The organism is Cupriavidus sp. OV096 (assembly GCF_900115455.1).
In the GTDB taxonomy this organism is placed as follows: Bacteria; Pseudomonadota; Gammaproteobacteria; order Burkholderiales; family Burkholderiaceae; genus Cupriavidus.
In genome coordinates this window covers 165,201-187,880 of sequence record NZ_FOWM01000002.1, presented here as the reverse complement: position 1 = coordinate 187,880, position 22,680 = coordinate 165,201, and the positions used below count along the sequence as shown (strand labels likewise).

At 67.5% G+C, this 22,680-nt stretch carries 22 protein-coding genes; 7 read left to right on the top strand and 15 right to left on the bottom strand.

Annotated features, from left to right (window positions below; translation table 11 throughout):
• Positions 1-54 precede the first annotated feature (54 nt).
• The 6 genes from kdpC to BM115_RS04785 all read right to left on the bottom strand — a co-directional run bounded on the left by kdpC (position 55) and on the right by BM115_RS04785 (position 6,116).
• A complete protein-coding gene (gene kdpC / locus BM115_RS04805; protein WP_255370703.1) occupies positions 55-690 on the bottom strand; it encodes a potassium-transporting ATPase subunit KdpC in 636 nt (211 codons plus the stop codon).
• A 25-nt stretch (positions 691-715) separates the two neighbouring features.
• Positions 716-2,896 carry a potassium-transporting ATPase subunit KdpB gene (gene kdpB, locus BM115_RS04800; RefSeq protein WP_092291202.1) on the bottom strand — a complete coding sequence of 727 codons (2,181 nt, stop codon included), beginning with the start codon at positions 2,894-2,896 and terminating at the stop codon, positions 716-718.
• Between the two features lie 14 nt (positions 2,897-2,910).
• The gene (gene kdpA, locus BM115_RS04795; RefSeq protein ID WP_177219862.1) at positions 2,911-4,737 is read right to left on the bottom strand and encodes a potassium-transporting ATPase subunit KdpA; all 1,827 of its coding nucleotides are present in this window, start codon (positions 4,735-4,737) and stop codon (positions 2,911-2,913) included.
• Between the two features lie 11 nt (positions 4,738-4,748).
• Entirely contained in the window at positions 4,749-4,838 is a 90-nt protein-coding gene (gene kdpF / locus BM115_RS04790; RefSeq protein ID WP_092291198.1) for a K(+)-transporting ATPase subunit F, read from the bottom strand.
• Positions 4,838-4,966 (bottom strand): hypothetical protein, encoded by a 129-nt coding sequence (locus tag BM115_RS27440; RefSeq protein ID WP_255370702.1) that lies wholly within the window; start codon positions 4,964-4,966, stop codon positions 4,838-4,840. The genes kdpF and BM115_RS27440 overlap by 1 nt, the downstream gene beginning before the upstream one ends.
• 178 nt (positions 4,967-5,144) lie before the next feature.
• Entirely contained in the window at positions 5,145-6,116 is a 972-nt protein-coding gene (locus BM115_RS04785; RefSeq protein ID WP_092291196.1) for a magnesium and cobalt transport protein CorA, read from the bottom strand.
• A gap of 197 nt (positions 6,117-6,313) precedes the next feature.
• On the opposite strand from BM115_RS04785, the gene minC reads away from it, so the two are divergent.
• From minC to BM115_RS04765, 4 genes are all read left to right on the top strand, one after another.
• Positions 6,314-7,132 carry a septum site-determining protein MinC gene (minC, locus tag BM115_RS04780; RefSeq protein WP_092291194.1) on the top strand — a complete coding sequence of 273 codons (819 nt, stop codon included), beginning with the start codon at positions 6,314-6,316 and terminating at the stop codon, positions 7,130-7,132.
• A 72-nt stretch (positions 7,133-7,204) separates the two neighbouring features.
• Positions 7,205-8,020 carry a septum site-determining protein MinD gene (gene minD / locus BM115_RS04775; RefSeq protein ID WP_092291192.1) on the top strand — a complete coding sequence of 272 codons (816 nt, stop codon included), beginning with the start codon at positions 7,205-7,207 and terminating at the stop codon, positions 8,018-8,020.
• A 15-nt stretch (positions 8,021-8,035) separates the two neighbouring features.
• Complete coding sequence (gene minE / locus BM115_RS04770) at positions 8,036-8,290, top strand: cell division topological specificity factor MinE (RefSeq protein WP_011296252.1); 255 nt, start codon at positions 8,036-8,038, stop codon at positions 8,288-8,290.
• Between the two features lie 449 nt (positions 8,291-8,739).
• Complete coding sequence (locus BM115_RS04765; RefSeq protein WP_092291190.1) at positions 8,740-9,843, top strand: porin; 1,104 nt, start codon at positions 8,740-8,742, stop codon at positions 9,841-9,843.
• 80 nt (positions 9,844-9,923) lie between these two features.
• Here BM115_RS04765 and BM115_RS04760 read toward each other — a convergent pair whose 3' ends face one another.
• Positions 9,924-10,727 carry a response regulator transcription factor gene (locus BM115_RS04760; RefSeq protein WP_092291188.1) on the bottom strand — a complete coding sequence of 268 codons (804 nt, stop codon included), beginning with the start codon at positions 10,725-10,727 and terminating at the stop codon, positions 9,924-9,926.
• A 176-nt stretch (positions 10,728-10,903) separates the two neighbouring features.
• Here BM115_RS04760 and BM115_RS04755 point away from each other — a divergent pair, with 176 nt between their 5' ends.
• Complete coding sequence (locus BM115_RS04755; protein WP_092291186.1) at positions 10,904-11,635, top strand: response regulator transcription factor; 732 nt, start codon at positions 10,904-10,906, stop codon at positions 11,633-11,635.
• A 21-nt stretch (positions 11,636-11,656) separates the two neighbouring features.
• Here the strand turns inward: BM115_RS04755 and BM115_RS04750 are convergent, their stop codons facing one another.
• Positions 11,657-12,649 carry a Bug family tripartite tricarboxylate transporter substrate binding protein gene (locus tag BM115_RS04750; RefSeq protein WP_092291184.1) on the bottom strand — a complete coding sequence of 331 codons (993 nt, stop codon included), beginning with the start codon at positions 12,647-12,649 and terminating at the stop codon, positions 11,657-11,659.
• A 117-nt stretch (positions 12,650-12,766) separates the two neighbouring features.
• Complete coding sequence (locus BM115_RS04745) at positions 12,767-13,030, bottom strand: hypothetical protein (protein ID WP_177219853.1); 264 nt, start codon at positions 13,028-13,030, stop codon at positions 12,767-12,769.
• A gap of 262 nt (positions 13,031-13,292) precedes the next feature.
• Here BM115_RS04745 and BM115_RS04740 point away from each other — a divergent pair, with 262 nt between their 5' ends.
• On the top strand, positions 13,293-14,600 hold the full coding sequence (locus tag BM115_RS04740; protein ID WP_092291180.1) for a M20/M25/M40 family metallo-hydrolase: 1,308 nt from the start codon (positions 13,293-13,295) through the stop codon (positions 14,598-14,600).
• Between the two features lie 94 nt (positions 14,601-14,694).
• Here BM115_RS04740 and BM115_RS04735 read toward each other — a convergent pair whose 3' ends face one another.
• On the bottom strand, positions 14,695-15,924 hold the full coding sequence (locus BM115_RS04735) for an MFS transporter (RefSeq protein ID WP_092291178.1): 1,230 nt from the start codon (positions 15,922-15,924) through the stop codon (positions 14,695-14,697).
• A gap of 189 nt (positions 15,925-16,113) precedes the next feature.
• Here BM115_RS04735 and BM115_RS04730 point away from each other — a divergent pair, with 189 nt between their 5' ends.
• Positions 16,114-16,932 carry an AraC family transcriptional regulator gene (locus tag BM115_RS04730; RefSeq protein WP_092292079.1) on the top strand — a complete coding sequence of 273 codons (819 nt, stop codon included), beginning with the start codon at positions 16,114-16,116 and terminating at the stop codon, positions 16,930-16,932.
• Positions 16,933-16,978: 46 nt separating this feature from the next.
• On the opposite strand, the gene BM115_RS04725 is transcribed toward BM115_RS04730, so the two are convergent.
• The 5 genes from BM115_RS04725 to BM115_RS04705 all read right to left on the bottom strand — a co-directional run bounded on the left by BM115_RS04725 (position 16,979) and on the right by BM115_RS04705 (position 22,626).
• The gene (locus BM115_RS04725; protein WP_092291176.1) at positions 16,979-18,238 is read right to left on the bottom strand and encodes a M20 aminoacylase family protein; all 1,260 of its coding nucleotides are present in this window, start codon (positions 18,236-18,238) and stop codon (positions 16,979-16,981) included.
• Positions 18,239-18,465: 227 nt separating this feature from the next.
• The gene (locus BM115_RS04720; protein ID WP_092291174.1) at positions 18,466-19,314 is read right to left on the bottom strand and encodes a fumarylacetoacetate hydrolase family protein; all 849 of its coding nucleotides are present in this window, start codon (positions 19,312-19,314) and stop codon (positions 18,466-18,468) included.
• 147 nt (positions 19,315-19,461) lie between these two features.
• Positions 19,462-20,241, bottom strand: a complete 780-nt coding sequence (locus BM115_RS04715; RefSeq protein ID WP_092291172.1) for an oxygen-binding di-iron domain-containing protein — start codon at positions 20,239-20,241, stop codon at positions 19,462-19,464.
• Between the two features lie 97 nt (positions 20,242-20,338).
• Positions 20,339-21,004 (bottom strand): glutathione peroxidase, encoded by a 666-nt coding sequence (locus tag BM115_RS04710; protein ID WP_369823464.1) that lies wholly within the window; start codon positions 21,002-21,004, stop codon positions 20,339-20,341.
• A gap of 131 nt (positions 21,005-21,135) precedes the next feature.
• Positions 21,136-22,626, bottom strand: a complete 1,491-nt coding sequence (locus BM115_RS04705; protein ID WP_255370724.1) for an MDR family MFS transporter — start codon at positions 22,624-22,626, stop codon at positions 21,136-21,138.
• Positions 22,627-22,680: the final 54 nt, after the last annotated feature.

The window sequence follows — 22,680 nt, the reverse complement described above, 5'->3', positions numbered from 1 at the left end:
GTGGGACGGATTCTGCCACGGGGCCGGCGGCCGTGGGCTGGCGCATCCATTCCATCAGGCGCCCCGCTTCACCCCATCCAGCGCAAGGTTCAGCTTCAGCACATTCACCCCGGGCTCGCCGAACACGCCCAGCCCCGGGCCTTCCGTGTTCGCCGAGATCAGGGCCTCCACCTGCGCCACCGACAGCCCGCGCAGACGCGCCACGCGCGCCGCCTGGTAGCGGGCCGCCGCCGGGCTGATGTGCGGATCGAGGCCGCTGCCCGAGGCCGTCACCAGATCCACCGGCACCGGCGCCTTGTTGTCGGGGTCGGCGGCCTGCAGCGCCTCGATGCGCGCCCGCGCCGCGTCCGTCAGCGCCGGGTTGCTCGGCCCGAGGTTCGAGCCCACCGACGCCGCCGCGTTGTACGGCATCGGCGCCGTGGCCGACAGGCGGCCCCAGAAGTACTTCGGCTCGGAGAACGGCTGGCCGATCAGCGCCGAGCCGACCACCTTCCCATCCTTCTCGATCAGCGAGCCGGCGGCCTCGTGCGGGAACACCGCGCGGGCGATGCCGGTCACCGCGCCGGGGTACAGCAGCCCGGTCACCACCGCCAGCCCGACGAAGATCGTCAGCGCCGGCCGAAGCAGCCCCGGCTGGCGCGGTACGTTGTTTGCGGCGGCGCCCATGGCGGCCTTGGTTTGCGTAGTCATGCGTATTTCTCCTAGACGACTCGGCTCAGACCCAGCCGAACATCGTCAGCAACAGATCGATCAGCTTGATCCCCGCGAACGGCACGATGATGCCGCCCAGCCCGTAGATCAGCAGGTTCCGGCGCAGCAGCACGGCCGCGCCGAGCGGGCGGTAGACCACGCCGCGCAGTGCCAGCGGAATCAGGGCGACGATGATCAGCGCGTTGAAGATCACCGCCGACAGGATCGCGGACGCCGGCGTGGCCAGCCCCATCACGTTCAGCAGGTTGAGCTGCGGATACGTGGTGGCGAAGGCGGCCGGAATGATCGCGAAGTACTTGGCCACGTCGTTGGCCACGCTGAACGTGGTCAGCGAGCCGCGCGTCATCAGCATCTGCTTGCCGATCTCGACGATCTCGATCAGCTTGGTCGGATTGCTGTCCAGGTCGACCATGTTGCCGGCCTCGCGCGCTGCCTGCGTGCCGCTGTTCATGGCCACGGCCACGTCGGCCTGGGCCAGCGCCGGGGCGTCGTTGGTGCCGTCGCCGGTCATGGCGACGAGGCGGCCCTCGCGCTGGTACTCGCGGATCAGCGCCAGCTTGGCTTCGGGGGTGGCTTCGGCCAGGAAGTCGTCCACGCCGGCTTCCGCCGCGATCGACGCCGCCGTGAGGCGGTTATCGCCGGTGATCATCACCGTGCGGATGCCCATCCGGCGCAGTTCGCCAAAGCGCTCGCGGATACCGGTCTTGACGATGTCCTTGAGTTCGACCACGCCGAGCACGCGCACGCTGTCCTCGGTGCCTTCGGCGATCGCCTCCGCCACTACCAGCGGCGTGCTGCCGGCGCGCGCCACATCGTCCACGGCCTGCATCACGGCATCGGGGAACTTGCCGGCGCGGTCGGCCACGTAGCGGCGTACCGCATCGGCGGCGCCCTTGCGCACGCTGCGCACCCGCGCGCCGTGGGTGACGTCCACGCCACTCATGCGGGTCTGGGCGGTGAAGGGAACGAACACGGGGGCGTCCAGGCCCTTGCCGCCCATTTCGGGGACGGTGGCGTCGGGCTGCTGGCGGGCCAGCGCCACGATGCTGCGGCCTTCCGGCGTCTCATCAGCCAGCGACGACAGCCAGGCGGCTTCGGCCAGCTGGCGCGGGGTCACGCCCGGTGCGCAGATAAAGCGCGCGGCCTGGCGGTTGCCGTGCGTGATCGTGCCGGTCTTGTCGAGCAGCAGCACGTCCACATCGCCAGCAGCTTCCACGGCCCGGCCGGACGTGGCGATCACATTCGCCTCCATCATCCGGCTCATGCCGGCCACGCCGATGGCGGACAGCAGGCCGCCAATGGTGGTCGGGATCAGGCACACCAGCAGGGCCACCAGCACCGTCACCGAGACCGGCACGCCGGCCTTGGCCACCATCACGCTATATAGAGAGAACGGTTGCAGCGTGGCCGTGGCCAGCAGCAGCACCAGCGTCAGGCCCACCAGCAGGATGGTCAGCGCCAGCTCGTTGGGGGTCTTCTGGCGCTTGGCGCCTTCCACCATGCCGATCATGCGATCGATAAAGCTCTCGCCGGGGTTGGCCGTGATGCGCACGACGATCCAGTCGGACAGCACGCGCGTGCCGCCCGTGACCGACGAGAAATCGCCGCCCGACTCGCGGATCACCGGCGCGGACTCGCCCGTGATGGCGGACTCATCGACCGAGGCCACGCCTTCGATCACGTCGCCGTCGCCGGGGATCATGTCGCCGGCCTGGACCAGCACCACATCGCCCCGACGCAGGTCCGTGGCGATGCGCGCCTCGGTGGCGCCGTCGGCCCGGATGTTGGTCCGGCCCGGGCGCAGCACGCGTGCCGTCACCGTGGTCTTCAGCCCCCGCAGCGCGGCAGCCTGCTGCTTGCTGCGGCCTTCGGCCATGGCTTCGGCGAAGTTGGCGAACAGCACCGTGAACCACAGCCAGATGGAGATGGCCAGGATGAAGCCGGCCGATTCCCCACCCTGCACGGGGCTGAACAGGGCGCGCAGGAACAGTATCGACGTGAGCACGCTGCCCGCGTAGACCACGAACATCACCGGATTGCGCAACTGGGCGCGCGGCGACAGTTTCCTGAAGGCGTCGACGATGGCCGGCTTGACCAGCTCGGGCGCGAACATGCCGCCCCGGGCCGGAACCTGACGCGGGGTACGCGCCACCGAAGTGCGCGTCACCGTAGTGTCTTGCTGCATACGATTCTCCACGATTACCGGGCCACCGCCTGAGTGGCGGCCGGGATGTGCTGCAACTGCTCGGCCACCGGGCCCAGCGCCAGCGCCGGCACATAGGTCAGCGCGCCTACCAGCAGGACCGAGCCCACCAGCAGCACCACGAACAGCGGGCCGTGCGTCGGCATGGCGCCGGCGGTAGGCGGGGTGCGGCGCTTGGCGGCCAGCGAGCCGGCCATCGCCAGTACCGGCACGATGATCCAGAAGCGGCCGAACCACATTGCCGCGGCGAGCAGCCCGTTATAGAACGGCGTGTTGGCGGAGAGGCCCGCGAACGCGCTGCCGTTGTTGTTCGCCGCCGACGAGAGGGCATAGAGGATTTCCGAGAAACCGTGCGTGCCGGGGTTGAACACCCCCGCGCGGCCGGCCTCGGTCATGACCGCGATGCCCGTACCCACGAGCACCAGCAGTGGCGTGACGAGGATCGCCACGGCGGTCATCTTCATCTCGTAGGCTTCGATCTTCTTGCCGAGGTATTCCGGCGTGCGGCCAATCATCAGCCCGGCGATGAACACCGCCAGCACCGCGTAGACCAGCATGCCGTACAGGCCCGAACCCACGCCGCCGAACACCACTTCACCCAGCTGCATCAGCAGCATCGGCACCAGCCCGCCGATGGCCGTGAACGAGTCGTGCATGCCGTTCACCGCGCCGCACGACGCCGCCGTGGTGATCGTCGCGAACAGGGAGGTCGCCGAGATGCCGAATCGCACTTCCTTGCCTTCCATGTTGCCGCCGGCCTGGAGCGCAGAGGCCACGTGGTCGATACCCAGCGATGTCAGCGCCGCGTTGACCTGCTGCTCGGACACCACGGCGGCAATCGCCATGACCACGAAGATCACGGTCATCGACGCCAGCACCGCCACGCCCTGCCGGCGGTCACGCACCATCTCGCCGAAGGCGAAGCACAGCGCCGCCGGGATCAGGAAGATGGCTAGCATTTCCACGAAATTCGTGAACGGCGTGGGGTTCTCGTAGGGGTGCGCCGAGTTGGCATTGAAGAAGCCGCCACCGTTGGTGCCGAGCATCTTGATGGCTTCCTGCGAGGCCACCGGACCCATCGCCAAGGACTGCGTGCGGGTCTTGACGGTCTCCGTCACGGGCTGGCCGGCGGTGTCGAGCACGGGCTGGCCGGCCGCATCCACCTTGGGCTGGGTGTAGGTGAGTTCCGAGACCAGCGCTGCATCCTGGTAGCGGTCGAAGTTCTGGATCACGCCCTGGCTGACCAGCAGCAGCGCGGTAATCAAGGACAGCGGCAGCAGCACATAGAGCGTGGTGCGCACCAGATCGACCCAGAAATTGCCGAGCGTGGCGGCGCCGTGGCGCGCGAAGCCGCGGATCAGCGCAAACACCACCGCAATGCCAGTGGCCGCCGAGACGAAGTTCTGCATCGTCAGCGCCAGCATCTGCGTGAGGTAGCTCATCGTCGATTCACCGGCGTAGCCCTGCCAGTTGGTATTGCTGACGAAGCTGATGGCGGTGTTGAACGAGGAGTCGGGCGAGATCGCGCCGAACGCCTGCGGGTTCAGCGGCAGCATGCCCTGCAGGCGCTGGATCGCATAGACGAAGACCACGCCGAGCACGTTGAAGACGAGGACGGCGATGGCGTACTGCTTCCAGCCCATCTCCGCGTCCGCGCGCACGCCGGCCAGACGGTAGAGCGCGCGCTCAAGAGGGCGGCCCCAGGCGGTCAGGCGATAGTCGCCCTCCTCCAGCGCGCGGCGCATGTAGCGGCCGAGGAACGGCGCCATCGCGAACAGGATCGCGAGGTACAGGACCAGCAGCCCGATGAATTGTGTGGACAACGGCGTGGACATCAGAATTTCTCCGGCCGGAACAGGGCAAAAAGCAGGTAGAGGAAGATCGCGGCGGCCAGGGCCCCGCTCAGGATGTCGGTCCAGTCCATCAGCGCCCCCGCTCGTCGTCCGTCTGCCGCGCAGACGGCGGGTTGGCGCCCAGCGCGGCGCACAGTGCCAGCAGCGCGCCGGTCAGCGCGCCGAAGGCCAGCAACACGAGGAAATAGATCCCGTCCATACAAACCCCAAATAGGAAAAACGTGAAGGATTCACGTTGACTTCACGTTCTGGAGATTAGGGACGGCGGGGTAAAAACGGGGTAGAGAGGGGGAGGGGTGGTGTAAAGAAGATATAAAAACGGCGCCAACGCCAGGCGTGGCGCCGTTTTCCAGCCATGGCGGCTGAGCCGGACTGGGCTAGATCCAGCCCGCCCGGTGCAACTTGCGCCAGAGCCAGGTGCAGGCCGTGGCGGTCACGCCGATGACCACCGGATAGGCGTAATGGAGCTTCAGCTCTGGCATAAAGCTGAAATTCATGCCGTAGAGGCTGAAGATCACGGTCGGCACGGCGAGGATGGCGCCCCAGCCGGCCAGCCGCTTGACCACCTCGTTCTGGCCCACCGTGACCAGCGCCAGGTTGACCTGGACCGCCGTGGTCAGCATCTCGCGCACCACGTCCAGCGTGCGGACGATGCGGCTGGCGTGGTCCTCGATGTCGCGGAAATAGGCGCGCAGCTCCTTCGGCACCAGTTCCTCGTGCAGCCGGATCAGCTGGCTGCAGATGTCCTCCACCGGATAGACCGCGTTGCGCAGCCGCAGCACCTGGTGCTTGACCTGGTACAGCCGTTCGATGGCGGCACGATCGAATTCATCGCGGAAAATGTCCTGCTCTAGCGTCTCGAAGTTGTCCTCGAGCCGGTTGACGATGGGCAGGTAGTGGTCCACCACGAAGTCCATCAGCGCATAGAGCACATAGCCGGGGCCGTTGGCCAGCCCCTGCGGGTCGCTCTCGCAGCGCTCGCGCACCGGGGCGTAGGTGGAACTGGCGCCGTGCCGCACCGAAACCACGTAGTTCGGGCCGACGAACAGGTGCGTCTCTCCAACCACCACCTCCTCCCCGACCAGTTGCGCGGTATTGAGCACCACGAAGACCGAATCGCCGTAGGTTTCCAGCTTGGGCCGCTGGTGGGCGTCCAGGGCGTCCTCCACGGCGAGGTCGTGCAGCCCGAACGCCTGCTGGACCTTGCGCAGCAACGCCAGGTCCGGTTCGTGCAGGCCCAGCCAGACAAAGGTGCCGGGCTCGGACAGTACGCCGGCGAGGGCGTCGAATTCGACCGGACCCAGCTTCTTGCCTTGACGATAGGCCGCGCAATTGACGATGGCGCCCATGGGAACTCCGTTGTCGAGATGCGCAATCGTAACAAGAGCGTCACCCTTCTGCGAGCGTAAGCGGCATCGCCCGGCACTTTAGGCGCGCGATCCGGCCGGGAAGCCCCGCATCGGGCACGTTCGGCGCCGGGTTCGAGAATTGTTACAGTTCGCCGGAGAACCGACGTTAGAATGTGGCATTTCCACGGTCACCGACTATGTCTCAGAAGAAATCGCCACGCTTCGAGCTGCGCAGTGGCAACGTCGACGCCCTCCTTCTCGCCCTCAAGACCGCCGACATCGAGGCGCTGCGGGATGATCTCCTCTCCCGCTTCGAATCGACCCCCGATTTCTTCTCCAATGACGTGGTGGCGCTGGACCTGCGCCGCCTGGAAGGCGACGACCGCCTGGCGCTGGACCGCGTGATCGACACGCTGGCCACCCTGCGGGCCCGGGCCATCGGCGTGGTGGCGCGCGACGACCAGCGCGCCTGGGCCGAAGCCTTCGGCCTGCCGCTGCTGGAGAGCCAGAGCCGCCGTGGCGGCCGGGACGAAGCGGCGCCGGCTGCCTCGCCCGCCGCCGCCAAGGACGCCCCCACGGCTGCAGAAACTCCTGAATCCCCCGCCGCCGAAGCCGCGCCAGTCAATAACACGGCCTCGGATATCGCCGAGATCATGGCCGCTGCCGCCGCCCCGCGCGCGGTGCCGACCCTGCTGATCGACAAGCCGCTGCGCTCCGGCCAGCAGATCTACGCGCAGGGCGACGTGGTCATCCTGGACCTGGTCAGCTACGGCGCCGAGGTCATCGCCGAAGGCAACATCCATATCTATGCCCCGCTGCGCGGACGCGCGCTGGCGGGTGTCAAGGGCAACCCGGACGCGCGCATCTTCTGCACGTGCCTGGAGCCCGAGCTGATTTCCATCGCCGGCATCTATCGGACCGCCGAGCAGACGCTCCCGGCCGATGTGCTCGGCAAGTCGGCCCAGGTGCGCCTGGCCGACGAAAAGTTGATTCTCGAACCGCTGCGGATGAAATAACCGCGCTAACCCATCGGTACGGCCGGCCCGCCCGGTACGAAATACCCTGCACCCATACTGGACCATAGAGCCATGGCAAAAATCATCGTTGTGACCTCCGGCAAGGGAGGCGTTGGCAAGACCACCACCAGCGCGAGCTTCGCCGCCGGCCTGGCCCTGCGGGGCCACAAGACGGCCGTGATCGACTTCGACGTCGGCCTGCGCAACCTCGACCTGATCATGGGTTGCGAGCGCCGCGTGGTGTATGACCTGATCAACGTGGTCCAGGGCGAAGCCAACCTGAACCAGGCGCTGATCAAGGACAAGAAGTGCGAGAACCTGTTCATCCTGCCGGCGTCGCAGACGCGGGACAAGGACGCGCTGACCCGCGACGGCGTGGAAAAGGTCATCAACGGCCTGGTGGGCATGGGCTTCGAGTTCATCGTCTGCGACTCCCCGGCGGGCATCGAGTCCGGTGCGCTGATGGCGATGTACTTCGCCGACGAGGCGCTCGTCGTGACCAACCCGGAAGTCTCGTCCGTGCGCGACTCGGACCGCATCCTCGGCATCCTGGCCTCGAAGACCAAGCGTGCCAGCGAGGGCGGCGAGCCGATCAAGGAGCACCTGCTGATCACGCGCTACAACCCGAAGCGCGTGCATGGCGGCGAAATGCTGTCGCTGACCGACATCCAGGAAATCCTGCGCATCAAGCTGATTGGCGTGGTACCGGAATCGGAAGCCGTGCTGCACGCGTCCAACCAGGGCACGCCCGCCATCCACCTGGAAGGCAGCGATGTGGCCGACGCCTATGGCGACGTGGTGGACCGCTTCCTGGGCAAGGACAAGCCGATGCGTTTCACCGACTACCAGAAGCCGGGCCTGCTCTCGCGCATCTTCGGTAACAAGTAAGGAGGACTCATCCCTATGTCGATCCTGTCCTTCCTGCTGGGGGAGAAGAAGAAGTCAGCGTCGGTCGCCAAAGAGCGGCTGCAGATCATCCTCGCCCATGAGCGCACCGGCCATTCCGCGCCGGCCGATTACCTGCCGGCCCTCCAGCGCGAGCTGGTGGCCGTGATTTCCAAGTACGTGAAGATCAGCGACCAGGACCTGCGCGTCAGCCTGGAGCGCCAGGACAACCTCGAAGTGCTCGAGGTGAAAATCGAAATCCCGCAAAACTGATTGCCCTTCGGCATTTTCGGTATTCGTTTTTCGGTTTTCGAATTAATTCGAGTTTCTCGGTCCTGAACGGCGCGCGGATACCTTCCGTGCGCCGTTATCCCATTAACTAAGGGATAACCCGCCCCTCGCAAGGAGGGGTTTTTGCATTGCAGCAACCATCCACGTGGTGGCTGCAATCGCGCCTGCACAGCCGCCCCACCGCTCGCCTCCCACGTCCATGCACTGCCATGGCGCACGCTGCAATGCACCATTATCACGAGGGTGTGACATTGTGTAGCGACAAACCAACGGAATTGCACCAAATGTCTCTCTAGAGTGCCGGTTCACGCTGCTTTTATGTCCGAAAGTTCCGTGTTTTGTTAAATTTTCGCGGCGTTTACTGCAAACGTAAACCTTTGTGCCGGCCGTGATCCGGTTACGGCACAACCACAAGACAGAAAAGGAGCACCATGAAGAAATCGCTACTCACCCTCGCCATTGGCAGCCTGCTGGCCGGCAGCGCCTACGCACAGACGTCGGTGACGCTGTACGGTATCGTTGACCAGAGCATTCGCTTCCAGACCAACGCCGACGCCGGCAACCACAGCCAGACGCAGCTGACCAACGGCGCGATCACCAACAGCCGTTGGGGCATCAAGGGCAGCGAAGCACTGGGCAACAACCTGAAGGCCATCTTCCAGCTGGAAAACGGCTTCGATCCGGATACGGGTCGTTCCAACCAGGTCAGCACCGCCAACCCGAGTGGCCGTATGTTCGGTCGTCAGGCCTACGTGGGCCTGGCCGGTGACTTCGGCGCAGTCAAGCTGGGCCGCCAGTACACCGAAGGGTTTAATTTGTTCGGCGACTTCGACCCGCTGACCATCGGTAACTACGACAACAACGCCTGGCCGTTCTTCCTGACCCAGATCCGTACCGACAACGTGGTGAGCTACTCGGGCGCGTTCGCGGGCCTGAACGTGGGCGCCAGCTACGGCTTCGGTGAGACCGCCGGCAGCATGACGCGCAACCAGTACTGGGGCACCCGTGCCTCGTACGACATCGGGCCGTTCGGCATCGGCGCCGTGTACCAGGAATTCCGCAACGCCAGCAGCGAGCGCCAGCAGATGTGGGGCCTGGCTGGTAAGTACACCATCGGCGCAGCCAAGCTGTTCCTCGGTTACGTCGGCGGCCGTGACGCCACCGGTACGATCGACAATGGCTTCCTGAACCGCTCGGCCGCCACGACCACGGTTGCCGCCCAGAACGCCATCGCCGCCGGCGCCGCCAACACGCCGCGCAAGGACATGATCGGCTACGTCGGCATGACCTACCAGGTCAGCCCGGCCCTGGCCGTGACCGGCGTGTTCTACGGCGACCACGTGAAGGACAAGAACGGCGTGGAAAGCAGCGGCAACCGCTACACCGGCGTGCTGCTGGCCGAGTACTCGCTGTCCAAGCGTACCCAGGTGTACGGCACCGTCGACTACAACAAGGTCACGGGCGCTGTGCAGGCCGAAATGCCTGGCAAGAACAACCAGACGGGCGTGGCCGCAGGTATCCGCCACATCTTCTGATTGTTGGTCTGACCGCATCGCAGAAAGGCACCTTCGGGTGCCTTTTTGTTTTTCAGGGCGGCGGGTCGTTCCTGCCGTCATCAGCGATTGGGGCCCAGCACCGGCTGGCGGCCCGTTCCACGGCGCCTGCGGGAGCCGCCGGCCGGCGCGGCGTCGGGCTTGGGTGCAGGCCCCGCCGACCCCTCGTCGCCGAGCAACTCCAGCCGATAGCCATGCGTGTACAGCGGGACGATGCGCACGCCGTTGTCGGGCCAGAGGCCCAGCTTGTTGCGCACGCGGGAGATGTGGGTGTCGATGGTGCGGGACATCGGCGGGATGTCGCGCCCCCAGACCGCCACCACCATGTGTTCGCGCGGCACCACCCGGCCGGCGTTGCGGAACAGCAGTAGCGCGAGGTCGAATTCCTTGGGCGTCAGCGCCACCTTCTGGCCGTGGCATGTCGAGGCCCGGGTGGCCAGGTGGAAGGCGAAGCAGCCCCAGGCCATGCTGCCGTCGCGCGACTGCCGCAGGTCCGGGTACGCGCGGCGCAGCAGCGCCTCGATCCGCGCGGCCAGTTCCTGCGGGCGGATCGGCTTGACCATGTAGTCGTCCGCGCCCGCTGCCAGCGTCGCCACGATGTCCCGCTCGTTGTCCAGCCCGGTCAGGAACATCACCGGCACGCGGGCGTCCAGATGGGCGCGCACCCACGCCAGCACCTCGCGGCCGCTGACCTGCGGCGCGTGCCAGTCCAGCAGCAGCAGGTCGAACGTGACCTTGCGCAGCGTCAGCAGCATGCGCCGGCCGTCGTCGAACGTCACGCACTCGTGCCCGGCGGCGGTCACGATCTCCCGAATCCGCGCGGCGTGGCCGGCGTCTGGCTCCAGCGAAGCTATCCTCAATCCCATCGTCGTTGCGCGCCCCCGAGGCGCATCCGTTGTCTGCCATCCGAGCATTAGAGGCCGGGACGCGTCGCAACCCTATAAGACGATGCTCATTTTTAGTCGGCAACAAATGTTTACTTCGTGCCGGCCGGCGCGCGGCCTACCATGGCCGCATTGAAACAAGCCGAGGGAGGCCCATCGTGAAGATCGCCGCGCTGGCGGACAACCCGTCCCGCGCCGGAATGCTCAGGCACGCGCTGCATCGGGGCGGGCATGTCGTGCGCTGCTTCGGGTGTGGAAAGTCGATGACGGACGCGGTGCGGGATGCCCGCTACGACGTGCTGCTGCTGGACCGCGCCAGTTCCATCGCCGCCGCGACGGCCGCGTGCGACGTGCTGAAATGGGTGCGCGACACGCTCGGACAAGGCGTGCCGGTGATGATGCTGGGCCGGGGCGACGACGACGCACAGGTGGCGGCCTGCCTGGCGGCGGGCGCCGATGCCTACGTGGGCGAGGCGGGGCGCGGGGCCGAGTTGCTGGCGCGCGTGGAGGCGCTGGCGCGGCGCGCGGCAGTACCGGGAATGCTGGCCGGCACCGTGGCGCCGGCGGGCTTCGGCGACATGCCCGAGCAACTCGTGAGCGGCGTCTATCGCTTCGTCACGGCCGAGCGGCAGGCCTGGGTGGCCGGTGTGCCCGTGGCGCTGGCGCCAAAGGAGTTTGCGCTGGCCCTGCTGCTGTTCCGCAACCTGGGCACGCTGGTGCTGCGCGAGGCGATGATCCGGCACGTCTGGCCGGACGGCGGGGTGCACACACACGCGCGCACCGTGGACAGCCACCTCTCGCGCGTGCGGACCAAGCTGGCGCTATGGCCCCGCAACGGCGTGATGCTGCGGGCGATCCACCGGCTGGGCAGCCGGCTGGATCTGGTCTAGCCGATGGTGGACGACGGGGGCTCAGTCGGCCTTGATGCCGGCTTCCTTGACGATGCGCGCGTTGTCTTCCGATTCCGCGCGAATAGCGGCGGCGAACTGCGCGGCGGTGCCGCCGGTGGGCACCTCGCCGCCCTTGAGCAGGCGCTCGCGCACTTCCGGCTCGCCCAGCGCCTTGTTCAGTTCGGCGTTGAGGCGGTTGACGATGGCCGGCGGGGTCTTGCCCGGGGCGAAGATGCCGAACGTCGACGTCAGGTTGGCCTTGGGATAGCCGAGTTCGGCGAAGGTCGGCACGCCGGGCAGGCTCTCCAGGCGCTTGGGCGCGCCCACGGCCAGCGCGCGCAGGCGGCCCGCCTGCATATGCTGGCTCAGCATGGGGCTGGCGTTGGTGCTCATCACCTCGAACTGCGCGCCCAGCGCGTCGTTCATCTGCTGGCCCGCGCCCTTGTAGGGGATCAGCGTGATGTCGGCCTTGGACTTCGCCTTGACCTGCTCGAGCATCACGTGCCCGACCGTGCCCAGGCCCGAAGTGGCCCAGCGGACCGAACCCGGCTTGGCCTTGGCCTGCGCGACGAGGTCCGGGAAGGCCTTGCCGGCGAAGCCCGAGGTGGCCACCACGAGCACCGGCGAGTACATGACGCTCATGACCGGCGCCACGTCGTGCTCGGGGTCGTAGTTGACGCGGCCCACGTGCGGGTTCAGCGTCAGCGGGCTGGTGGAGGCGAAGCCGATGGTGTAGCCGTCCGGCGCGGCCTTGGCCACGGCGTCGATGCCGATGCTGCCGCCAGCGCCGGCCTTGTTCTCCACCACCACGGAGGTGCCCATCTGTACGGACAGCTTCTCGCCCAGCGCGCGGGCCACGGCGTCGCTGATGCCCCCGGTCGGGTAGGCCACGATCACGCGGATCGGGCGGCTCGGGTAGGCGTCGGCCGCGTGGGCGGAGGAAACGAAGGACGGGGCCGCAAGCGTGGCGACAGACAAGGCCGCCAGCAGCGGCTTGGAAATGGCAGGAAACATGGTGGAAACGGGGCGGGAGGGTTGCTGATGGATAGGCGCTATCTTAGCCGAAGGGCCCTGGCGGCCGAACCGCCCGCTTGCCGTTCCGGCCTTGCCAGCCCTCCCGGCGAGGCCGTTTCAGCGCACGAGCGGGTGTTCCGGCACCCACGAGACGAAGAGTTCGTTGGCGCGGTCGTACAGCCGCCACGCCGTGCCGCACTCGCGGCAGGTGAAGGACAGCATGCTGAACGGCACCCCGGCCGCGCTGGCACTGACATGGGGCGCCGTGTTGCGCAGAGCCAGGCAGGCGTGCGGCTCGCGCCGGCGCGGGTCCTCGGCCAAGGCCAGGCAGTGGGCGCAGGCGGGGCGGGTGGGTACCGGCAGGGGCGGGGCGGCTGGCATGGCGGGATGACCGGAATGACCGGGGAGCGGGGGCACGGCGGACTTCATGCCCGCCATGATGCCGCAAAACGCTGGCGTTGGCCCCATCTGGCGGTGATTGGTCCGTGGCCGGGCCATGGGCAGGCCATGTCGCGCCATGTCTGCTGCGTGCGCGCGACAGGCTGGCGTTTTCACGCGGCATCGCGTCTGGCGCACTTTACGTGGCGGCGCCATGCGCTCAAGATTTCCGATCCCACATCCCCATAACAAGGAGCCTGACCGCATGCCATCCGTTCGTCGCCCCCGCTTCCCTGCCCTGCGCGCCCTGCCGTTCGCGCTGGCACTGGCCTCCGCCTGCGCCGCCACGGCCCACGCCGCCCCGGTGGAGCCGGCCTACCAGCTCGCCCAGCAGGAGAAGCCCGCGCTGATCGCCACGCTCAAGGATCTGGTGTCGATCGAGTCCGGCAGCAAGGATATCGAGGGTCTGGACCGCATCGCCGCGCTGATCCGGGACCGGCTGGCCGCGCTCGGCGGCGACGCCAAGCTGGTCGAGCCCACCGAGGTCTACCGGATGGAAGACACGCCGGAGAAGGTCGGCAAGATGGTCGTGGCCCAGTTCAAGGGCACCGGGCGCCGCAACATCATGCTGATCGCCCACATGGACACCGTGTACCTGCGCGGCATGCTCGCGCAGCAGCCGTTCCGCGTGGACGGCGACCGCGCCTACGGGCTGGGCATTGCCGACGACAAGAATGGCGTGGCCGTGATCCTCCACACGGTGGCCATCCTGCAAAAGATGAAGTTCAAGGACTACGGCACGCTGACGGTGCTGATCAACGGCGACGAGGAAATCAGCTCGCCGGGCGCCCGCGCCATGATGACCAAGCTCGGGGCGCAGCAGGACGCCGTATTCTCGTGCGAGGCCACGCGCGTCACGGGCGACCGCCTGTCGCTGGCGACGAGCGGCATCGGTGCGATTTCGCTGAAAGTCGAGGGCAAGGCGTCGCACGCGGGCAGCGCGCCGGAGCTGGGCCGCAACGCGCTGTACGAGCTGTCGCACCAGATCCTGCAAATGCGCGACCTGTCCAACCCGGACACCGGGCTCAAGGTCAACTGGACGATCTCGAACGCGGGCACCAACCGCAACGTGGTTCCGGCCGTCGCCACGGCGCAGGCCGATGTGCGCGTGCTGCGCACCGCCGACTACGATGGCCTGGAGCGCACGCTGCAGGAGCGCGTGAAGCAGAAGCTGATTCCGGACACCAAGGTCGAGGTCAAGTTCGAGCGTCGTCGCCCGCCGCTCGAGGTCACCCAGGCGGCGCGCACGCTGGCAGCCCATGCGCAGGGCATTTATTCGGAAATCGGCGAGAAGCTGATGGTCTATGACACTGCCGAAGGCGGCGGCACCGACGCGGCGTTCGCGGCGGCGGGCACCAAGGCACCGGTGATCGAGCGCTTCGGGCTGCGCGGCTTTGGCGCGCATTCGAACGATGCCGAGTACGTAGACCTGAACTCGGTCACGCCGCGCCTGTACCTGCTGACGCGGATGATCATGGATGTGTCCCAGGATAAGGCTGGGGCCGCGAAGTAGGCGTTCTACGAGGGGTGGCGGGCAGGTTCATGCGCCGGCCCTCTCCCCCAGCCCCTCTCCCGCAAGCGGGCGAGGGGAGCAATCCAACGGCGGGCTAGGCCGCCGCGGTCTTCTTCCGTCCGCCAAGGTCCGGCAGGAACACCGCCAGCAGGCCGAGCAGCGGCAAATAGGCGCAGACGTCGTACACGGTCTTGATGCCGTGCGTGTCGGCCAGGGTGCCGAGCACGGCGGCGCCGATGCCGCCCATGCCGAACGCGAAGCCGAAGAACAGGCCGGACACCATGCCGACCTTGCCCGGAATCAGCTCCTGGGCGAACACGAGGATGGCCGAGAACGCCGAGGCCAGGATGAAGCCGATCACGAACGACAGCACGCCGGTCCAGAACAGGTTGGCGTGCGGCAGCATCAGCGTGAACGGCGCCACGCCGAGGATCGACGCCCAGATCACGCGCTTGCGGCCGATGCGGTCGCCAATCGGGCCGCCGAGGATGGTGCCGGCCGCCACCGCGAACAGGAACAGGAACAGGTAGATCTGCGAAGACTGGCGGGTCAGCCCGAACTTCTCCATGAGATAGAACGTGTAATACGTGTTCAGGCTCGCCATGTAGAAGTACTTCGAGAAGATCAGCAGCAGCAGCACCGCGATGGCGCGGACCACGGTGCGGGTCGGCAGCGGCTTGGCCGCCGTGCCGGCGCCCTTCTTCTTGGCTGCGCGCTCGGCCAGGTGGCGGCCGTACCAGCCGCCGATCTGCCACAGCACGGCAATCGCCAGCAGCGCGGCCAGCGAGAACCACGCCACGCTGCCTTGCTGGTGCACGATCCACGCCGCCAGCAGCGGCCCCATGGCGCTACCGCCGTTGCCGCCCACCTGGAAGATCGACTGGGCCAGCCCGTGCTGGCCGCCCGAGGCCATGCGCGCCACGCGCGACGACTCCGGATGGAAGATCGACGAGCCGGTACCCACCAGCGCCGCCGCCACCAGCAGCACGCCATAGGTCGGCGCCACGGACAGCAGCAGCAGCCCGCACAGCGTAAAGCCCATGCCGATGGCCAGCGAATGTGGCTTCGGATGCTTATCTGTGTACAGGCCAACGATCGGCTGCAGCAGCGACGCGGTGATCTGATAGGTCAGCGTCAGCAGGCCGATCTGGGTGAAGCTCAGGTTGAAGCCGCCCTTGAGCATCGGATAGATGGCCAGGATCAGCGACTGAATCATGTCGTTGAGGAAGTGCGCGAAGCTGATCGCGTACAACACGCGGAAGCGCGTGCCTTCCTCGCGGTGCGCGGCCTCGGCGGCGGGGGCGGGATTGACGGTTGTGCTCATGGGGCGGGGCGCATTGGCCGATCTGGTTAAAAGTGTGACGATCGCATCCTAAATGGCAAATTTCCGCCTGTCCTGCGAGAATGGGGCCGGAACTTTGGAGAAAAGGACATGCCGCCCACCCCCCGTCCTCGGAAAGCGACGCCGCCGCCAGTCGAGTGGATCGACCGCACCACGCCGGGCGCCCGGCGCCTGCCGCCCGATGCCCCGCACGACCCCGATGCCGACGCCCGGGCCGACACCTACGCGGCCTCGCCAGCCTACATCCGCTACGACCGCAGCCCGATGCCGGTAACGGCCATGGCCGCCGACTACGCCCCGGGCCACGTCACCAAGCCGCACCAGCATCCCCACGCGCAGTTGATCCACGCGATGCACGGCGTGATGGTGGTCTCCACGGCGGACGGGCAGTGGATCGTGCCGCCCACGCGCGGCATGTGGATGCCCGGCGGCACGGTGCACTGGATCCGCATGGTCGGCCGCGTGCAGATGCGCACCGCCTATATCCGCCCGGACGCCGCGCCGGACCTCCCCACCCGCTGCACCGTGCTCGGCGTCACCGCGCTGCTGCGCGAGCTGATCCTGGCCGCCATCGACATCCCCCTGCCCTATGCACCGGACTCGCGCGACGGTCGGCTGATGCGGCTGCTGCTCGATGAGGTGCTGCTGGTGCCGACCCTGCCGCTGCACCTGCCGCGCCCGAGCGATGTCGGCCTGCGGCAGATCTGCGACGCCATCGTCGAAAGCCCGGACACCGACCTGACCCTGGCCGACTGGGGAAACTCGCTGGGGGTGGATCCGAAGACGATCCAGCGACGGTTCGCGCGCGAGACCGGCATGACCTTCGGCCAGTGGCGCCAGCAGGCGCGGCTGCTGGCCGCGCTGGAGCGCCTGGCGGCGGGGGCGAAGGTGGTGGATGTGGCGCTCGACATGGGCTATGGCAGCCCGAGCGCCTTTGCGACGATGTTCCGGCGGCAGTTCGGCGTGCCGCCCAGCGCCTTCTTCCGATAACTGCCCGATGAGCCCGGTCGGGGCTCAGGCCCCGATCGGGTCCCGCTCAGGCCCCATCCAGGTAACGCTCGGCCAGCCGGGTCCAGTACGCCGCGCCCACGGTCAGATTCTGGTCATTGAAGTCGTAGCCGGCGTTGTGCAGCAGCGGCTGGTTGGCGCCGTTGCCCATCCGCACGAAGCAGCCCGGGCGCTGTTGCAGGAAGTACGCGAAGTCCTCGCTGCCGGCGATCCGGTGGAAATTCGGCACGGCACGCTCCGGCCCCACCAGTTCCTCGGCCACCTGGCGCGCGAACTCGGTTTCGGCCTCGCTGTTCACCAGCACCGGGTAGCCGCGCACGTAGTCGATATCGACCGTAGCGCCGTAACCCTCGGCGTGCGATGTAGCCAGCTGGCGGATGCGCGCCTCCATCGACGCCCGCACCTCGGGGTTGAACGACCGCACGCTGATTTCCATGCGTGCGCTGTCCGGAATCACGTTCGGGGCGTGGCCGGCGTGCAGCGTGCCGATGGTCACCACGGCGGTCTCGTTCGGATCCACATTGCGCGATACCACCGATTGCAGCGCCATCACCAGGCTGCCGGCCACCAGGATCGGGTCGATCGACTGGTGCGGGCGCGCCGCGTGGCCACCCTTGCCGCGGATCGTGATCGCTACCGTGTCGCAGGCCGCCATGAACGGGCCGGAACGGAACATGAAGGTGCCAGCTTCCACGCCCGGATGGTTGTGCAGGCCGAAGATCGCATCGCAGGGAAACCGCTCGAACAGGCCATCGGCCAGCATCCGCTCCGCCCCGCCGCCCGCGCCGATTTCCTCGGCCGGCTGGAAGATCAGGTGGATGGTGCCGTTGAAGCGGCGGGTCCGCGCAAGCTGGCGGGCGGCGCCCAGCAGCATGGTGGTGTGGCCGTCGTGGCCGCACGCGTGCATCTTGCCCTCATGCACGCTGGCATAGGGCAAACCCGAGCGCTCGTGAATCGGCAGCGCGTCCATATCGGCGCGAATGCCGACACTCCGCTTGCCCGTGCCGGCGCGCAGCGTGCCGACCACCCCGGTGCCGCCCACGCCGCGCGTGACCTGATAGCCCCACCCCTCCAGGCGGGACGCCACCAGTTCGGCGGTGCGGATCTCGTTGAAGGCCAGTTCGGGATGCTGGTGGATGCTGCGCCGGATGTCCTGCAGCTCGTCGTGGCAATCGAGCGTGTCGTGCAGCGTGCAGTAGGAGCGCGTGGGGGATTCGGTGGAGCCGTTCGCGAGCTTGACCGCGACGGTCTTCAATATCGATTCTATTTCGGGGGCATGTTCAGACATGGCATTGCTCTTTTGGCTTGCATGTATGAACAGTATTTCACGCAGGGTCGAAGGGTAAAACCCAGAATGCGGATTTCGTGCGTATGCGCCCTAAACCGTGCCAAAACTGTTGCCCTTAGGGGACGCTTTGTGTGGAACTGCGACCCTTTGTATGAAGACGTTTCAGCGGGGAACCCGAAAGTCCCCCTTTTTCTGGCAACGATGTCGGACATGGGCCGACGCCCGACTCAGCGCTCGCCGTATGGCACGACCTGCTGGGTCTGCTCGCCGAGGCCGGCGATACCGAGGCGCATGGTGTCGCCCGCGCGCAGGTAGCGCGGCGGCTTGAACCCCATGCCCACACCCGGCGGCGTGCCCGTGGCGATCAGGTCGCCGGGCAGCAGGGTCATGAAGCGGCTGACATAGCTGACCACGGTGGCGACGTCGAAAACCATGGTCGCGGTGCTGCCTTTCTGCATGCGCTGGCCGTTCACGTCCAACCACATCGCCAGGTTCTGGGGTTCGGGCACCTCGTCGCGCGTGACCAGCCAGGGGCCGACCGGGCAGAAGGTGTCGCAGCCCTTGCCCTTGTCCCAGGTGCCGCCCCGCTCGATCTGGAACTCGCGCTCGGACACATCGTTGACCACGCAGTAGCCCGCCACGTGCTCAAGCGCCTGGGCCTTCGAGACATTGCGCGCGGTGGTGCCGATGACCACGCCCAGCTCCACCTCCCAGTCGGACTTCTCCGAACCGAACGGCAGCATCACGGCATCGTTGGGGCCGTTCAGCGAGGAATTGGCCTTCAGGAAGACGATCGGCTCGGCCGGCAGCGGCATGCCGGCTTCGGCGGCATGGTCAGCGTAGTTCAGGCCGATGGCGATGATCTTGCCGATGCCGGTCCAGGGCACGCCGTGGCGGGCGCCCTCCACCAGCGGCAGCGTGGCGGGGTCGATCGCGGCCAGCCGGGCCAGCGCGGCCGGCGCCAGTTCGTCCGGGCCGATGTTGCCGATAACGGCAGACAGGTCGCGCACGCGGCCATCACGATCCACGACGCCCGGGCGCTCTGCACCGGGCTGTCCTACGCGTACTAGTTTCATGGTGATTTCCTTGGTTTCTGGGCTGGCCGTGGGAAGCGAGACGGCAAGGAAACCGAGGATAGCCGGAATCTGGCCGGCTTGTCCTGTGCAGCAGCGGAGACATCCCCGGTGGAGAAGTACCGCCAGGGTCACCACCATGCGCTACGTTTACGCCCCGGCCGGCACGCGATAGTGGGAGCTGTCGAGCAGGTCGAGCCCGCATTCGAGCTGCCCCACCCAGTCGATAAAGCGCTTCACCATCGCCCGGCCCCGGAACGACGGCCCGTGCTGCGGCACGATCCATTCGATATCCATGGTCCGCGCCATCTCGGCCCAGAGCCGGCACGCGCGGTTGCCGCTCATATAGCGGCGATGGAACGGCAGCATGCGCGGGAGATGGGCGTCGAAGTCCTCGACCACCGCGCCGGCCTCGGCGGCCGTGGTCATGGCCGCGCCCAGATCGCCCGAGAACAGGATCTTGCTGATGGGATCGTAGAAGTGGAAATTGCCCTCCGAATGGAGGAAGTGGGCGGGGACGGCGATCAGGTTGCTCGCGCCGAGCGGCACGACCATGCCGGCATCCGGAATGCCGACCACGCGGCCGGCCATCTTTCCGGCCTGGCAGATATGGGGCAGGAAGCGCGCCCATACCTGCGAGATCAACACCTTGCTGTCCGATGCCGTCAGCCAGCGGCCCACCGACGCCACGATGTCCGGATCGGCATGGGAGGCCAGCACGTAGTCGAGCCGCTTGGGCGGAAAGTGGCGGCTGATCGCCATATACAGCTCGCCGTAGGTCAGCGCACCGCCGGGATCGATCAACGCCCCGTGACCGTGGTTGACCACCAGGAACTGGTTCGACTGCACGACGTCCCCGTCGCCATCGTCCACCAGGTCGGTGAACACCATGCAGACATGCTCGCTCGATTCATATAGCGCGATAGCCATCGCGGCCCCCCTTTCGCTCGTTTTTGTTTTGAATCGGCGAAAGTACCAGCGGGGGCGGTTCGACCTTTGACGGGGATCAAAGGTCGGTCATGCGGTCTTAGCGCGTGCTGAGCAGCTTCTCGATATTGGCCACGAGTTGCTTGTCGTCCGGCTTGACCATGCTGTTGTAGCTGCCGACGACCTGCCCCTTGCGGTCGATCAGGTATTTATAGAAGTTCCACTTCGGCGCGGTGCCGGTTTCCTTGGCCAGCAGCTCGTACATCGGGTTGACATCGCTGCCGCGCACGTGGGACTTGCCCAGCATCGGGAACTTGACGCCGTAGGTGTTGTAGCAGAAGTCGGAAATTTCCTTCGAGGAGCCGGGCTCCTGCGAGAAATCGTTCGACGGGAAGCCCAGCACGACCAGGCCGCGCTCCCGGTACTTGGCGTAGAGCGCCTCGAGGCCCTCGTACTGCGGCGTGAACCCGCAGTAGCTGGCCGTGTTGACCACCAGCACGACCTTGCCGGCGTACTGGCACAGGTTCTGGGGCGACTCGTCCTGCAGGCGCGGGAACTTGAAGTTGAGCGTCGCCGGGCAACTGCCGGCCTGACCGGCTGAAGCGGCGGCTGTGGGGGTCGACTTCTCGGCGGCGTGGGCTGCGCGCGGCAGCAGGCTGGCCGTGGCGGCGGCCATCGCGGACACCGCCAGGGCGGCGAGCAGCGCGCGGCGCTGGAGCGTCAGGGTGGCCGTGCGCGGGTGGCGCATCCGGGTCGGGGGGACCATGCGGGTCATGACGGGCGACTCCATATTGGGGCGTGAAAGGTAGCCTCCGCAGTCTACGCCTTCGTCGGGTTCACTGCACTCCGCACTGCAGGATCGATGATGGACGATGGCGGCCGCCATCCGTCCGGGGGTCAGTCCATCACCGCCGTCGCGGCGTGGTCGGTCACGCTGGTACGCAGTTCCAGGTCCGGCATGCGCCGCACGATCAGTAACGCCACCACCGCCGCCACCGCGCCCGCCGCGAAAATCAGCTGGAAGCCCGACTCCACGCCGGCGGACAGCACCTGCCGCACGGCCGGCGACAGATGCGCCATCGCCTCGCTACCGTGGCGCAGCGCGCCAAGGTCCAGCGCCTGGGTCATGCCGGCGCGGCCCATCGCCTCGCGGAACTCCAGCGCCAGCAGCGTGCCGGCCAGCGCGCCGCCAATCGCGCTGCCGAGCGAGCGCACCACCAGCAGCGCGCCGGTGCCGGCGCCCATGTCGCGGCGCTCGAGCGCGTTCTGTACCGAAATCAGCGTGCCGACCATCGCCATGCCCAGCCCCACGCCGCCCACCGTCATGGCGAGCAGGACGGCAGCCGTGGGCACGTCCGGGGTAGCGCCAGCCAGCGCGCTCAGGCCGATGGCGGCCAACACGAAGCCGGCGCTGAGAATGCCCCGCATGCGTCCCATGCGCGGCGCCAGCCAGGCCACCACGAGGTTGCCGGCCACGGTGGACAGCAGGAACGGCACCACGAGCAGGCCGGACATCGCGGCATCGGCATTGCGCGCCAGCTGGAAATGCAGCGGCAGCGCGAAGATGCACAGGAAGATATTGAGCGCGGCCAGCGCCGAGGCGCCCACGCCCATCACATAGGCGCGGTTGCGGAACAGACGCGGCGGCAGCATCGGGTCCGCCGCGCGGCGTTCCTGCCAGGTCAGCAGCGCCAGCGCCCCGGCCGTGATGGCCAGCAGCGCGCCGGTTTCCGGGGAAATCCAGTCGAAGGCATCGCCGGCCCAGCTCATGGCGAGCAGGAAGGCGACGATGGCCACCGCGAGCAGCAGCGCGCCCAGCCAGTCCACGCGCGGCCGGCCGCCGCGCGGGCGCAGGTTGGCCAGGCCCCGGTAGCACATCGCCATGGCCAGCGCGCCGAGCGGCACGTTGATCCAGAACAGCCAGCGCCAGGACAGATGGTCAGACACCCAGCCGCCCACCAGCGGCCCGGCGATGGAGGCCATCGCCCAGACCATCGCCAGATAGCCCTGGTAGCGCCCGCGCTGGCGCGGCGCCACTACGTCCGCAATGGCCGCCTGCGCTAGCGACATCAGCCCGCCGCCGCCCACGCCCTGCAGCGCCCGGAACAGGATCAGCTGCGTCAGCGACTGCGCCAGCGCGCACGCCACGGAGGCGAGGATGAACAGCGTGATGGCCACCATCAGCAGGCGCCGCCGCCCGAAGCTATCGGACAGCTTGCCGTACAGCGGCGTGGTGACGGTGGAGACGATCAGGTAGGCAGTGACGATCCACGACAGATGCCCAAATCCGTTGAGATCATTCGCAATGGCGGGCACGGCGGGGATGACCACGGTCTGGTCCAGCGCCGCGAGCAGGATACATAACACGATGCCGCCGATCACCCGCATGATGGCGCGGTGATCGTGGACGATGGGCGGATGTTCGGGAACGGAGGCGGTAGC

Bases quoted from the DNA above. Each gene is read 5' to 3' on its own strand.
- kdpF (WP_092291198.1), bottom strand. From the start codon at position 4,838: ATGGACTGGACCGACATCCTGAGCGGGGCCCTGGCCGCCGCGATCTTC.
- BM115_RS04760 (WP_092291188.1), bottom strand. From the start codon at position 10,727: ATGGGATTGAGGATAGCTTCGCTGGAGCCAGACGCCGGCCACGCCGCG.
- BM115_RS04745 (WP_177219853.1), bottom strand. From the start codon at position 13,030: ATGCCAGCCGCCCCGCCCCTGCCGGTACCCACCCGCCCCGCCTGCGCC.
- BM115_RS04750 (WP_092291184.1), bottom strand. From the start codon at position 12,649: ATGTTTCCTGCCATTTCCAAGCCGCTGCTGGCGGCCTTGTCTGTCGCC.
- BM115_RS04725 (WP_092291176.1), bottom strand. From the start codon at position 18,238: ATGTCTGAACATGCCCCCGAAATAGAATCGATATTGAAGACCGTCGCG.
- minD (WP_092291192.1), top strand. From the start codon at position 7,205: ATGGCAAAAATCATCGTTGTGACCTCCGGCAAGGGAGGCGTTGGCAAG.
- minE (WP_011296252.1), top strand. From the start codon at position 8,036: ATGTCGATCCTGTCCTTCCTGCTGGGGGAGAAGAAGAAGTCAGCGTCG.
- BM115_RS04705 (WP_255370724.1), bottom strand. From the start codon at position 22,626: ATGCGGGTGATCGGCGGCATCGTGTTATGTATCCTGCTCGCGGCGCTG.
- BM115_RS04720 (WP_092291174.1), bottom strand. From the start codon at position 19,314: ATGAAACTAGTACGCGTAGGACAGCCCGGTGCAGAGCGCCCGGGCGTC.
- BM115_RS04715 (WP_092291172.1), bottom strand. From the start codon at position 20,241: ATGGCTATCGCGCTATATGAATCGAGCGAGCATGTCTGCATGGTGTTC.
- kdpC (WP_255370703.1), bottom strand. From the start codon at position 690: ATGACTACGCAAACCAAGGCCGCCATGGGCGCCGCCGCAAACAACGTA.
- BM115_RS27440 (WP_255370702.1), bottom strand. From the start codon at position 4,966: ATGGACGGGATCTATTTCCTCGTGTTGCTGGCCTTCGGCGCGCTGACC.
- BM115_RS04710 (WP_369823464.1), bottom strand. From the start codon at position 21,004: ATGGTCCCCCCGACCCGGATGCGCCACCCGCGCACGGCCACCCTGACG.
- BM115_RS04740 (WP_092291180.1), top strand. From the start codon at position 13,293: ATGCCATCCGTTCGTCGCCCCCGCTTCCCTGCCCTGCGCGCCCTGCCG.
- BM115_RS04765 (WP_092291190.1), top strand. From the start codon at position 8,740: ATGAAGAAATCGCTACTCACCCTCGCCATTGGCAGCCTGCTGGCCGGC.
- BM115_RS04785 (WP_092291196.1), bottom strand. From the start codon at position 6,116: ATGGGCGCCATCGTCAATTGCGCGGCCTATCGTCAAGGCAAGAAGCTG.
- BM115_RS04735 (WP_092291178.1), bottom strand. From the start codon at position 15,924: ATGAGCACAACCGTCAATCCCGCCCCCGCCGCCGAGGCCGCGCACCGC.
- minC (WP_092291194.1), top strand. From the start codon at position 6,314: ATGTCTCAGAAGAAATCGCCACGCTTCGAGCTGCGCAGTGGCAACGTC.
- kdpB (WP_092291202.1), bottom strand. From the start codon at position 2,896: ATGCAGCAAGACACTACGGTGACGCGCACTTCGGTGGCGCGTACCCCG.